Origin of the sequence: uncultured Pseudokineococcus sp. (assembly GCF_947499845.1) — a bacterium.
Classification (GTDB): Bacteria; Actinomycetota; Actinomycetes; order Actinomycetales; family Quadrisphaeraceae; genus Pseudokineococcus.
In genome coordinates this window covers 60,051-72,380 of record NZ_CANMPM010000004.1, presented here as the reverse complement: position 1 = coordinate 72,380, position 12,330 = coordinate 60,051, and the positions used below count along the sequence as shown (strand labels likewise).

8 protein-coding genes are annotated in these 12,330 nt (G+C 75.7%); 5 read left to right on the top strand and 3 right to left on the bottom strand.

Going from position 1 to position 12,330, the window contains the following annotated elements:
• Nucleotides 1-12: 12 nt before the first annotated feature.
• A complete protein-coding gene (locus Q0789_RS05375; protein WP_298802891.1) occupies nt 13-1,359 on the bottom strand; it encodes a branched-chain amino acid ABC transporter permease in 1,347 nt (448 codons plus the stop codon).
• 323 nt (nt 1,360-1,682) lie between these two features.
• On the opposite strand from Q0789_RS05375, the gene Q0789_RS05370 reads away from it, so the two are divergent.
• Nucleotides 1,683-2,399, top strand: coding sequence for a GNAT family N-acetyltransferase (locus Q0789_RS05370; protein WP_298802889.1), 717 nt, complete (start codon nt 1,683-1,685; stop codon nt 2,397-2,399).
• Nucleotides 2,400-2,458: 59 nt separating this feature from the next.
• Here the strand turns inward: Q0789_RS05370 and Q0789_RS05365 are convergent, their stop codons facing one another.
• Entirely contained in the window at nt 2,459-3,004 is a 546-nt protein-coding gene (locus Q0789_RS05365; protein WP_298802887.1) for a PaaI family thioesterase, read from the bottom strand.
• A gap of 175 nt (nt 3,005-3,179) precedes the next feature.
• Between Q0789_RS05365 and polA the strand changes: the two genes are divergently transcribed.
• The gene (gene polA / locus Q0789_RS05360) at nt 3,180-5,855 is read left to right on the top strand and encodes a DNA polymerase I (RefSeq protein WP_366917652.1); all 2,676 of its coding nucleotides are present in this window, start codon (nt 3,180-3,182) and stop codon (nt 5,853-5,855) included.
• 84 nt (nt 5,856-5,939) lie between these two features.
• On the opposite strand, the gene Q0789_RS05355 is transcribed toward polA, so the two are convergent.
• The gene (locus Q0789_RS05355) at nt 5,940-6,779 is read right to left on the bottom strand and encodes a class I SAM-dependent methyltransferase (protein WP_298802885.1); all 840 of its coding nucleotides are present in this window, start codon (nt 6,777-6,779) and stop codon (nt 5,940-5,942) included.
• A 292-nt stretch (nt 6,780-7,071) separates the two neighbouring features.
• Between Q0789_RS05355 and rpsA the strand changes: the two genes are divergently transcribed.
• The 3 genes from rpsA (at nt 7,072) to uvrB (ending at nt 12,128) form a co-directional block, all read left to right on the top strand.
• The gene (gene rpsA, locus Q0789_RS05350) at nt 7,072-8,610 is read left to right on the top strand and encodes a 30S ribosomal protein S1 (RefSeq protein WP_298802883.1); all 1,539 of its coding nucleotides are present in this window, start codon (nt 7,072-7,074) and stop codon (nt 8,608-8,610) included.
• Between the two features lie 143 nt (nt 8,611-8,753).
• Nucleotides 8,754-9,908, top strand: a complete 1,155-nt coding sequence (gene coaE, locus Q0789_RS05345) for a dephospho-CoA kinase (RefSeq protein ID WP_298802881.1) — start codon at nt 8,754-8,756, stop codon at nt 9,906-9,908.
• A gap of 111 nt (nt 9,909-10,019) precedes the next feature.
• Nucleotides 10,020-12,128 carry an excinuclease ABC subunit UvrB gene (gene uvrB, locus Q0789_RS05340; RefSeq protein ID WP_298802879.1) on the top strand — a complete coding sequence of 703 codons (2,109 nt, stop codon included), beginning with the start codon at nt 10,020-10,022 and terminating at the stop codon, nt 12,126-12,128.
• Nucleotides 12,129-12,330 lie beyond the last annotated feature (202 nt).

Below are 12,330 nucleotides of genomic sequence, written 5' to 3'. Positions count from 1 at the left end.
GGGGTGCTCCGCTCAGCCGATGCGCGAGGCGCGGCCGAGGATGCCCTGGGGCCGCACGAGGAGGACGAGGATGAGGACGAGCAGGGCGCCGACGTTGCGCAGCTCGGTCGGGATGACGAGCGTGCTCACCTCGAGGAAGACGCCGATGAAGAGGGCGCCCACCATGGCCCCGAAGGCCGTGCCGAGGCCGCCGAGCGTCACCGCCGCGAAGACGAGCAGCAGGATCTGGAAGCCCATCTGGTACTGCACCTGCTGGGCGAGGCCCAGCAGCACACCGGAGAGCGCGGCGAGCGCGGCGCCGGCGACCCAGACGACGAGGATCACGCGGTTGACGTCGATGCCCGAGGCGGCGGCCAGGGCCGGGTTGTCGGAGACGGCGCGGGTGGCCTTGCCCAGCCGGGTGCGCACCAGGACGAGGCCCACCGCCACGAGCACGACCGCGGCGACGGCCATGCTGATGAGGTCGATGGGGCGCAGGGTGAACAGGCCCAGGTCCAGCCCGCGCTGGCCCTGGTACTCGGCGTAGGTCTGCGTCGAGCCGCCGAAGACGTAGAGGAAGAGGTAGCGCAGCAGCAGGGCCAGGCCGATCGAGACGATCATCATGGCCACGAGGCCCGTGCCGCGGCGCCGCAGCGGTCTCCAGAGGAGACGGTCGTTGGCGTACCCCGCGACCCCGCCCAGCACCACGGCGAGCGGTGCCGCCAGCAGGAAGGGGACGCCTGCGCCCACGTTGAGGAAGTAGGTCGCGATGGCGCCGAAGGTGATGAGCTCGCCGTGGGCGAAGTTCGTCAGCCCCGTCGTCCCGAAGACGAGCGACAGGCCGATGGCCGCCAGGGCGATGATGAGGCCGTACCGCAGGCCGTTCGCGACGAGCTGGGCCACCTGGCCGGCGCTCACGCCACCGGCCGACGCCGACGCCCCGCCGTCCTCCGACAGCTGGAAGATGACGGGGTTGGCGCTGCCCGAGGCCACCGACCGCTGCACCGGGTTCTCGCGGGGGAGCAGCCCGGCGGCGGGCCCGGTGAGGCTGTCGACGTCGAGCGTGACCTCGTAGGTGCCGGTGCCCGGGACGACCAGCTCCACGGCCCCGCCGTCGTCGGTCGTGCCGGAGACCGGGTCGACGCCCGCGCCGGTCGCCGTGACCTCCGCGCCCGGCACGTCCTCGCGGTCGGCGGTCCGCACCCGGACCGTGATGGTCTCGCCCTCGACGTCCGTCGGGGCGCTGGCCCCGGGGGAGGGGGCGGGCGTGGCGGCGTCGGCGCGCGCGCCGCCGCCGCCCGGCAGCGCGGGGGCGAGGGCGAGCAGCAGCGCGAGCGCCACGAGGGCGAGCAGCGCCCGGGGGGCGGCGAGCGTCGTCAACACGGTCTCCTGGGGCAGGACGGCGGCGGTGCGGCGACAGCGGCACGGCCGGACGAGCGCGCGTACTCAACCACGCGATCGCCCGCCGCGGGGACCACCTCGCCGAAGGGGGAGGACGTCACCCGCCGGGGGAGGCCCGTGCCGCCCCGCCACGGGGGCCCGCCGACCGGCTCGACGAGAAGGGCCGCGCGAGACCGCGTCCGGGGCGCCGGGGCGCCGGCGCCGGGCCGGGTGACCCCGTCGGGTGGTGGTGCGGCGGAGGTGCGGCGCGGCGGCGGCTGCAGGACTACGCTCCAGCGGCCGTCGACGAGGAGGGGGAGCGCGTGAGCAGGTCCAGGCTCGTGGTCCGGTCGGCCGGGCCGGCGGACGCCCCCCGCGTCGCGGCCGTGGTCGGGGCCGTCCGCGGGGAGGCGCCCACCTCCTCCCCGGCGACGGTCGCGCCGCCCGCTGCGGCCCCGCTCGTCGGCACGGGGGTCCCGCCCGCGGCGGCGGCCGTCGCCGTCGCTCCCGCGGGGGCCCCGGCCGGGCCGGCCCCCGAGGGGCCGGACGCGGGCGCCGGTGTCGACGAGGAGCTCGTCGCGTCCGCGCTGCGGCGCCCCGACGTGGTGGTGCTGCTCGCCGAGGCGGGGGAGCGCCCGGTCGGCGTCCTCGTGCTGCGGCGCGGTGAGGTGCTGCCCCTGGCGGCCGTGGCGGCGGCGCACGTCGACCAGCTCGCCGTCGTCCCGTCCGAGCGACGCCGGGGGGTCGGCCGTGCGCTGCTCGCGGCCGCCGCGCGCATCGCCGACGCCGACGGCCTCGAGCGCATCGTGGTCTCGGCGCCGCCCGGGGGCCGCGAGGCGCACCGCCTGCTGGCCCGCCTCGGGTTCACGCCGCTCGTCGTCCAGCGGTGCGCGTCCGTGCCGGCCCTGCGCCGCTCGCTGCGGCTCCAGTCCGCGGTCGGCCCCGCCGGCGGGCTCGAGCAGGAGGCGTCGCGGCGCGCCGCGCTGGAGCGCGTCCTCAGCCGGCGTCGTCGCGAGCGCGGCCTCGCCGGCACGGCCTGACGCCGGGCGCCCCTCGGGAGGGGCCCGTCGTCCGCCCGACCGTCGTGGGCCCGGCCGCGTCAGCCGCTCGTGGCCGCGACCAGCTGGCAGGTGAGGCGCGCGGTGCACACGCGCCGCCCGTCGTCGTCGACGACGACCACCTCGACCGTCGCGACGCGGCGGCCGACGTGCAGGGGCCGGGCCGTCGCCGTCACCCACGTCGAGCGCGCGGGCGTGACGCCGCGGTGGTGGGTGGCGCTGAGGTCGACGCCGACCGCGGCCGTCCCGGGGCCGGCGGCGAGCGAGCAGAGCACCGAGCCGACCGTCTCGGCCAGGGCGGCCGAGGCGCCGCCGTGGAGCAGGCCCATGGGCTGGGTGTTGCCCGCGACGGGCATCCGCGCGGCCACCTCCTCGGGGCCCACGGCCGTGAACTCCGTGCCGGTGCGCTCGGCCAGGGTGCCGGCGCACCAGGCGGTGGCGGCCCGCGCGGCGGCCGCCGGGTCGTGCCCGGCCAGCGCCAGCAGGCCCGCGACGTCGCCGGCACCGGGGTCGGGCCCCGCGGGCGGGCCGGCGGTCGGGCCGGGGGCAGGGGCGGGGGCGTCCGCGGCGGGGGCGTCGTCGGTCACGGCGCCTAGTCTGGCGCGCGTGAGCGACAGCGCCCTCCTCCGCCCCGACGCCGCGGCCGCCGACACGGGCGAGGACCCGCTCGTCGCGCCGCCCCTGGAGGCCGACGCCGCACCGCCGCACGCCCCCGGGGACGGCGGCCCGCGCCCGCGGCTCCTGCTCGTCGACGGCCACTCGATGGCCTACCGCGCCTTCTTCGCCCTGCCCGTGGAGAACTTCTCGACGACGACGGGCCAGGTCACCAACGCCGTCTACGGCTTCACGTCGATGCTCATCAACGTCCTGCGCGACGAGGCGCCCACGCACGTGGCCGTGGCCTTCGACGTGTCCCGCGACACCTTCCGCGCCCAGGAGTACGCGGAGTACAAGGCGGGCCGCGCCAAGACGCCCACGGAGTTCTCCGGGCAGGTGGGGCTCGTCAAGGAGGTCCTCGCGGCGCTGCGCGTGCCCGTCGTGGAGAAGGAGGGCTTCGAGGCGGACGACGTCATCGCCACCCTCGCGACGCAGGCCCGCGCGCAGGGCTTCGAGGTGCTCGTCTCCACGGGCGACCGCGACGCCCTGCAGCTCGTCGACGAGGCCACCACCGTGCTCTACCCGCGCAAGGGCGTCTCCGACCTCGTGCGGATGACGCCCGACGCCGTCGAGGAGAGGTACGGCGTGCGCCCCCAGCGCTACCCCGACCTGGCGGCGCTCGTCGGCGAGACGAGCGACAACCTCCCGGGCGTGCCCGGCGTCGGGCCCAAGACGGCCGCCAAGTGGCTGGCCGCGCACGACGGCCTCGACGGCGTCGTCGCCCACGTCGACCAGATCACGGGCAAGGCCGGGCAGTCGCTGCGCGACCACCTCGACCAGGTGCTGCGCAACCGCCGGCTCAACCAGCTCGTCGCCGACCTCGACCTGCCCGTCGTCGTCGACGACCTCGTCGTCGCGGCCTGGGACCGCGAGGAGGTCCACCGCGTCTTCGACTCCCTCGAGTTCCGCGTCCTGCGCGACCGCCTCTTCGCCACGCTCACGGCCCCCGAGCCGGAGGCGGAGGAGGGCTTCAGCGTCACGGTCGAGCGGCCGCGGGGCGCGGAGGTCGACGGCTGGCTGGCCGCGCGCGGGCAGGAGCCCGTGGGCCTGCACGTGCTCGGGCGCTGGGGCGCCGGGTCGGGCCTCGCCACGGCGGTGGCGCTCGCGTCGGCCGACGGGGCCACGGCGTGGCTGCCCCTCGGCGGTGACGGCGAGGACGAGGGGGCCCTCGACGACGAGGGCCGCGCCGCGCTCGCCGCGTGGCTGGCGGACGCCGGGCGCCCCAAGGTGCTCCACGACGCGAAGGGCCCGCTGCAGGCCCTCGCGGGCGCCGGCCTCCCGCTGGCCGGGCTGGTCGACGACACGGCCCTGGCCGCCTACCTGTGCCGGCCCGACCAGCGCTCCTACGACCTGGCCGACCTGTCGGTGCGCCACCTGCACCGCGAGCTGCGCGCCGAGGAGCCGGAGGCGCCCGCTGCCGACCAGCTCGCGCTCGACGTCGACGGCGACGGGCCGCCCGACCCGGCGCCCGCGGCGGCCGTGCGCGCAGCCGCCGTCGTCGAGCTGTCCACCGTCCTCGCCGGCGAGCTGGCCGAGCGGGGCGGCACGGCCCTGCTCGCCGAGCTCGAGCTGCCCCTCGTCGGCGTGCTGGCGCGCATGGAGGCCCGCGGGGTGGCCGCGGACCGCGGCCACCTCGAGGCGCTCGAGCAGCAGTTCGCCGCGGCGGTCGAGGAGCAGGCGGAGGCGGCGTACGCCGTCATCGACCGCCGGGTGAACCTCGGCTCGCCGAAGCAGCTGCAGGAGGTCCTCTTCGACCAGCTCGGGATGCCGAAGACCAAGCGCATCAAGACCGGGTACACGACGGACGCCGAGGCGCTGGCCGACCTGCTGGTCAAGACCGACGGGCAGCCCGGCAGCGGCTTCCTCGTGCACCTGCTCGCCCACCGCGACGTCAGCCGGCTGCGCCAGACGGTCGAGGGCCTGCTCAAGACGGTCGCGCCCGACGGGCGCATCCACACCACCTACCAGCAGACCATCGCGGCCACGGGGCGGCTGTCGTCGACCGACCCCAACCTGCAGAACATCCCCATCCGCACCGAGGAGGGCCGCCGGATCCGGCAGGCCTTCGTGGTCGGCGAGGGCTACGAGAGCCTGCTGACGGCCGACTACAGCCAGATCGAGATGCGGATCATGGCGCACCTGTCCGGCGACGAGGGGCTCGTGGAGGCCTTCCGGTCGGGGGAGGACCTGCACTCCTTCGTCGGCAGCCGCGTCTTCGAGGTCGAGCCGGCGGAGGTCACGCCGGCCATGCGCAGCAAGATCAAGGCGATGTCCTACGGCCTGGCCTACGGCCTGTCGGCCTTCGGGCTCTCGCGCCAGCTGCGGATCGGCGTCGACGAGGCCCGCGGGCTCATGGACGACTACTTCGAGCGCTTCGGCGGCGTGCGCGACTACCTGCGCGGCGTCGTCGACACCGCGCGGACCACGGGGTACACGGAGACCATCCTCGGCCGCCGCCGCTACCTGCCCGACCTCACGAGCGACAACCGGCAGCGGCGCGAGATGGCCGAGCGCATGGCGCTCAACGCGCCGATCCAAGGCTCGGCGGCCGACGTCATCAAGGTCGCCATGCTCGGCGTCGAGCAGGCGCTCGCCGAGCAGGGCCTGCGCTCGCGGATGCTGCTGCAGGTCCACGACGAGCTCGTGCTCGAGGTGGCGCCGGGGGAGCGCGAGGCCCTCGAGGCGCTCGTGCGCGCCCAGATGGGCGGTGCCGCCGAGCTCAGCGTCCCGCTCGACGTGTCCGTCGGCGTCGGCACCTCGTGGCACGAGGCGGGCCACTGAGGCACCGGCCCCGCCCCTGACGGCGGGGCCGGTCCGCACGGCCGCACGCCGTGGGGGTGGGCTAGGGGGCGTCGTGAGCGGGTCTCAGGAGGGCAGGTCGCAGACGAAGACGGCCGTGCCCGGCAGGACCCGCCCGCGCAGCGGGCTCCAGCCGCCCCAGACGACGTCGCGGCCGGCGGGCCAGCGCGGCTCGACGAGGTCCACGAGGCGGAAGCCCGCGCCGACGACCTCGCGCACGCGCTGGCCGAGCGTGCGGTGGTGCTCGGCGTAGAGCACCTCGCCGTCCTCGCCCGTCTCGGCGTAGGGCGTGGTGTCGAAGTAGGAGCTCGTCACGACCAGCCCGGCCTCGCCGGGGTCGTCGGGGAAGGCCCAGCGGACGGGGTGGGTGAGGCTGAAGACCCAGCGGCCGCCGGGGCGCAGCACGCGCGCGACCTCGGCGTGCACCCGCTCGGGCTCGGCCGTGAAGGGCAGCGCGCCGTAGGCGGACACCGCCAGGTCCACCGACGCGTCGGCCAGCGGCAGGCGCGCGGCGTCGGCCTGCAGGAGCGCGACCGCGGGGTCGGCGCGACGCCCCTCGGCGATCATCCCGGCCGAGAGGTCCAGGCCGACGACCTCGGCGCCCTCGTCGGCCAGCCACCGGCTGCCCTGCGCCGCCCCGCAGCCGACCTCGAGCACCCGCCGCCCGCGGACGTCGCCGAGCAGGTGCGCGTCGGCCTCGCGCAGCCCCTCGGGGCCCCACACGAGGTCGCGGTCGCCCAGGTGCTCGCCGTGCTCGGCGAGGTAGCCGGGGGCCGCCTCGTCCCACCAGCCGCGGTTGGCGCGCACGGACGCCGCCGCGCCGACGTCGCGGTAGCCGGCGGCGGCGAGCGCGCTGCGCCCCGCCGGTCCGGCCGCGGGGGAGGGGGCGTCCGCCTCGGGGTCCATCCCGCGATGCTCGCGCACGCCGGGGACCACCGCGGCACCGCCGCGGACCGCCCCGGGACGGCGGCGGACCCTCCGCCGTCCCCCTTTGACCCCCCGGAGAGCGCCCGCGTACTCTTGACGGGCGCGCGTCCAGCGCGCGGCACACGTCCTCCTCGCTGCGGACCGGCCCGACCGGCCCGCGGCGCCGATGTCGCGGTCCGCGCCGGACGGGCGCAGGACCTGACCACGAGGTGGTGCCGCGCAGCGCGGGGCCGCCCCTCATCCCCCGCCCGCATCGGAGCCCGACGACTTCATGACCACCACCACCGAGCGCACGACCACGCCGCCGCAGGTCGCGATCAACGACATCGGCACGGCCGAGGACTTCCTCGCCGCGATCGACGCGACCATCAAGTACTTCAACGACGGCGACATCGTCAGCGGCACGATCGTCAAGGTCGACCGTGACGAGGTGCTCCTCGACATCGGCTACAAGACCGAGGGCGTCATCCCCTCGCGCGAGCTGTCGATCAAGCACGACGTCGACCCCAACGAGGTCGTCGGCGTCGGCGACGAGGTCGAGGCCCTTGTCCTCCAGAAGGAGGACAAGGAGGGCCGGCTCATCCTGTCCAAGAAGCGCGCCCAGTACGAGCGCGCCTGGGGCACGATCGAGCGCATCAAGGACGAGGAGGGTGTCGTCACCGGCACCGTCATCGAGGTCGTCAAGGGCGGCCTCATCCTCGACATCGGGCTGCGCGGCTTCCTGCCCGCCTCCCTCGTCGAGATGCGCCGCGTCCGCGACCTGCAGCCCTACGTGGGCCAGGAGCTCGAGGCGAAGATCATCGAGCTCGACAAGAACCGCAACAACGTCGTCCTCTCGCGCCGCGCGTGGCTCGAGGAGACGCAGTCGGCGGTCCGCCACAACTTCCTGCAGACCCTCCAGAAGGGCCAGGTCCGCTCCGGCGTCGTGTCGTCGATCGTCAACTTCGGCGCCTTCGTCGACCTGGGCGGCGTGGACGGGCTCGTCCACGTCTCCGAGCTGTCCTGGAAGCACATCGACCACCCCTCCGAGGTCGTCGAGGTCGGTCAGCAGGTCACCGTCGAGGTCCTCGACGTCGACATGGACCGCGAGCGGGTCTCCCTGTCGCTGAAGGCGACGCAGGAGGACCCGTGGCAGCAGTTCGCTCGCACGCACGCCATCGGGCAGGTCGTGCCGGGCCGCGTCACCAAGCTCGTCCCCTTCGGCGCCTTCGTGCGCGTGGAGGAGGGCATCGAGGGCCTGGTCCACATCTCCGAGCTGGCCGTGCGCCACGTCGAGGTGCCGGAGCAGATCGTCGGCGTCGGCGACGAAATCTTCGTCAAGGTCATCGACATCGACCTCGAGCGCCGGCGCATCTCGCTGTCCCTCAAGCAGGCGAACGAGGGCGTCGACCCGAGCAGCGACGACTTCGACCCGTCGCTCTACGGCATGGCGCAGGAGTACGACGAGGCGGGGAACTACAAGTACCCCGAGGGCTTCGACCCCGAGACGAACGAGTGGCTCGAGGGCTTCGAGACCCAGCGCGAGGAGTGGGAGCGGCAGTACGCCGAGGCCCAGGCGCGCTGGGAGGCCCACAAGGCGCAGGTCTCGGCGGCCAGCCAGGCCGAGGCCGAGGCCGTCACCGCGGGCGACGCCCCGGCGACGTCCTACTCCTCGGGCGGCCCGTCGTCCTCCGACCGCGGCGACCGCGCGGACCGCGACGACCGCGGCTCCTCCGCCCCGGCGCCCTCCTCGGGCGGCGGCGAGGGCACGCTGGCCTCCGACGAGGCCCTCGCGGCCCTGCGCGAGAAGCTCACCGGCGCCGGCAGCTGACGCTCCGGCACCACCGCACCACCGCACCACCGCACGGCCCGAGGGGGCCCGGCGCTCCGGCGCCGGGCCCCTTCGGCGCCTCCGGGCCGCTCCCGGGAGCGACCAGGCCAGCCCGGTCCCGGCGGCGCCCTAGGGTCGACGGCGTGCTGAGGGTGGGGCTGACGGGCGGGACCGGGGCGGGCAAGAGCACGGCGGCGCGCCGGCTGGCGGCGCTCGGGGCCGTGGTCGTCGCCGCGGACGCCCTCGCCCGCGAGGTCGTCGCCCCGGGCAGCCCGGGCCTCGCCGCCGTCGTCCGCGAGTTCGGCGAGGGCGTCCTCGGCCCCGACGGCGCCCTCGACCGGCCCGCGCTCGGCGCCGTGGTCTTCGCGGACGCCGGCCGCCGCCGGGCGCTCGAGGCCATCACCCACCCCCTCGTGCGGGCGCGCCGCGACGAGCTCGTGGCGTCCGCCCCGGCGGACGCCGTGGTCGTCGACGACATCCCCCTCCTCGTGGAGACCGGCCGCGGCGCCGAGTGGCCCCTCGTCGTCGTCGTCCACGCCCCGCTCGAGGTGCGGGTGCGCCGGCTCGTCGAGGGCCGCGGCCTGGCGGAGGACGACGCCCGCCGCCGGGCCGCCTCCCAGGCCTCTGACGACGAGCGCCGCGCGGCCGCCGACGTCGTGCTCGACAACGCGCGGGCGCCGGCGGACCTCGAGCGGGGCGTCGACGCCCTCTGGCGCGAGCGGCTCGTGCCCTTCGAGGCGCACCTGCGGGCGGGGGAGCGGGCGCCGCGACCCGCGCACGCGGTGCTCGTGCCGTACGACCCGACGTGGCCGGTCCAGGCGGAGCGGCTGCTGGCGCGCGTGCGCCGGGCGGCGGGGGAGCGGGCGCTCTCGGTCGAGCACGTCGGCTCGACGGCGGTGCCGGGACTGGCGGCGAAGGACGTCCTCGACGTGCAGGTGGTCACCCCTGACCTGGCGACCGCGGGCGCCGTCGCGGACGACCTGCGGGCCGCGGGTCTCGTGCGGCCGCCGGGGGAGTGGTGGGACGAGCGGCCCGACGGGAGCCGGCTGCCGAAGGCCTTCGCGACGGAGGCCGACGCCGGGCGCCCCGTGAACTGCCACGTGCGCCCGGCGGGCGGCCAGACGGGGGACGTCCTCGCCCTGCGGGACCTCCTGCGCCGCGACGCCGGGGAGCGGGAGGCCTACGCGGCGCTCAAGGCGCGGCTGGCCGCGGAGCCCCACGGCTCCGTCGACGAGTACGCGAGCCGCAAGGGGCCCTGGATCGCCGCCGCGCTCGAGCGGGCCCGCGCGGGCCGGTAGCGCGCGTCGGGGCGGGAGGGCGCCGGGCCGGCGGGCCGCCGGGCTGACGAGCCGGCGTCCGAGGCCCTCCTCCCGGGGCCGCTGTCGGTGGGCGGGCCTACCGTTGTCCCCATGAGACCGGTGACCGACCTGCAGCGGCGCGTCGCCCCCTTCGAGGTGGTGTCGGAGTTCTCGCCGAGCGGCGACCAGCCGACGGCCATCGCCGAGCTCGCGCGCCGCGTCGAGGCGGGGGAGAAGGACGTCGTCCTCCTCGGCGCCACGGGCACCGGCAAGTCCGCGACCACGGCGTGGATGATCGAGAAGCTCCAGCGGCCGACGCTCGTCATGGCGCCCAACAAGACTCTCGCGGCGCAGCTGGCCAACGAGTTCCGCGAGCTGCTCCCGAACAACGCCGTCGAGTACTTCGTGTCGTACTACGACTACTACCAGCCCGAGGCGTACGTCCCGCAGACGGACACCTACATCGAGAAGGACTCGTCGATCAACGACGAGGTCGAGCGGCTGCGGCACTCGGCCACCAACTCGCTCCTCACCCGCCGCGACGTCGTCGTCGTGGCGTCCGTGTCGTGCATCTACGGCCTCGGGACGCCGCAGGAGTACGTCGACCGGATGGCGCGCCTGCACGTCGGCCAGCAGGTCGACCGCGACGAGCTGCTCCGCCGCTTCGTCGGCATGCAGTACACCCGCAACGACCTCGCCTTCACCCGGGGCACCTTCCGCGCCAAGGGCGACACCGTCGAGATCATCCCGGTGTACGAGGAGCTCGCCCTCCGCATCGAGTTCTTCGGCGACGAGATCGAGTCGCTCTACACGCTCAACCCGCTCACCGGCGAGGTGGTCGCCGAGGAGCAGGAGATGTACGTCTTCCCGGCCACGCACTACGTCGCCGGGCCCGAGCGCATGGAGCGCGCCATCGCCTCGATCGAGGCGGAGCTGGCCGGGCGCCTCGCCGAGATGGAGCAGCAGGGCAAGCTCCTCGAGGCGCAGCGGCTGCGCATGAGGACCACCTACGACATCGAGATGATGCGACAGGTCGGCTCCTGCTCCGGCATCGAGAACTACTCCCGGCACGTCGACGGCCGCGAGCGCGGCACGGCCCCCAACACGCTGCTCGACTACTTCCCCGAGGACTTCCTCCTCGTGCTCGACGAGAGCCACGTGACGGTGCCGCAGATCGGGGCCATGTACGAGGGCGACATGTCCCGCAAGCGCACGCTCGTCGACCACGGCTTCCGCCTGCCCAGCGCCATGGACAACCGGCCGCTCAAGTGGGAGGAGTTCCTCGAGCGCATCGGCCAGACGGTGTACCTCTCGGCGACGCCGGGCGCCTACGAGCTGGGCCGGGGCGACGGCTACGTCGAGCAGATCATCCGGCCCACCGGGCTCGTCGACCCCGAGGTCGTCGTCAAGCCCACGAAGGGCCAGATCGACGACCTGCTGGAGGAGATCCGCCGCCGGACCGAGAAGGACGAGCGCGTCCTCGTCACCACGCTGACGAAGAAGATGGCCGAGGACCTCACCGACTACCTGCTCGAGCACGGCGTCCAGGTGCGCTACCTGCACTCCGAGGTCGACACGCTGCGCCGGGTGGAGCTCCTGCGCGAGCTGCGGCAGGGCGAGTTCGACGTCCTCGTGGGCATCAACCTCCTGCGCGAGGGCCTCGACCTCCCGGAGGTCTCCCTCGTCAGCATCCTCGACGCCGACAAGGAGGGGTTCCTGCGCAGCGGCACCTCGCTCATCCAGACCATCGGACGCGCGGCCCGCAACGTCTCCGGGCAGGTGCACATGTACGCCGACACGGTGACGCCGTCGATGGCCCTGGCCATCGACGAGACCAACCGCCGCCGCGAGGTGCAGCTCGCCTACAACCGCGAGCACGGCATCACGCCGACCGCCCTGCGCAAGAAGATCCGCGACATCACCGACATGCTCGCCCGCGAGGATGCCGACACGGCGGCCCTCCTCGGCGGCGCCGGCCGCCAGCAGTCGCGCGGCAAGACGCCGGTGCCCGGCATGGCGTCGCGCGGCGGCGACGACGACGGCCGGCGCGAGCGGCTGGCGGCCATGCCGGCGGCGGAGCTGTCCGACCTCATCCAGCAGCTCACCGACCAGATGCACGCCGCCGCCACGGAGCTGCAGTTCGAGCTGGCCGGCCGGCTGCGCGACGAGATCGGCGACCTCAAGAAGGAGCTGCGGGGGATGCAGGCCGCCACCGCCTGACCGCCCCTCCCTCCCGGGGAGGGGCGGGCGCGCGGCGCAGCCGGGAACGCGCCCGGCGCGTCGCGGTGGACCGGCTTGGCGCCCCCGCGGCCGCGGCCCCATACTCGCGGGGTCGAGGAGGGGAGTATCCCTGCGCGACGGTCTCGTCATCACGACGCCTCCCCGGCCCGCCGGCGGCGCTCCGGGGCCGTCGGTCCGCGCC

Bases quoted from the DNA above. Each gene is read 5' to 3' on its own strand.
- polA (WP_366917652.1), top strand. From the start codon at position 3,180: ATGGCCTACCGCGCCTTCTTCGCCCTGCCCGTGGAGAACTTCTCGACG.
- Q0789_RS05355 (WP_298802885.1), bottom strand. From the start codon at position 6,779: ATGGACCCCGAGGCGGACGCCCCCTCCCCCGCGGCCGGACCGGCGGGG.
- rpsA (WP_298802883.1), top strand. From the start codon at position 7,072: ATGACCACCACCACCGAGCGCACGACCACGCCGCCGCAGGTCGCGATC.
- uvrB (WP_298802879.1), top strand. From the start codon at position 10,020: ATGAGACCGGTGACCGACCTGCAGCGGCGCGTCGCCCCCTTCGAGGTG.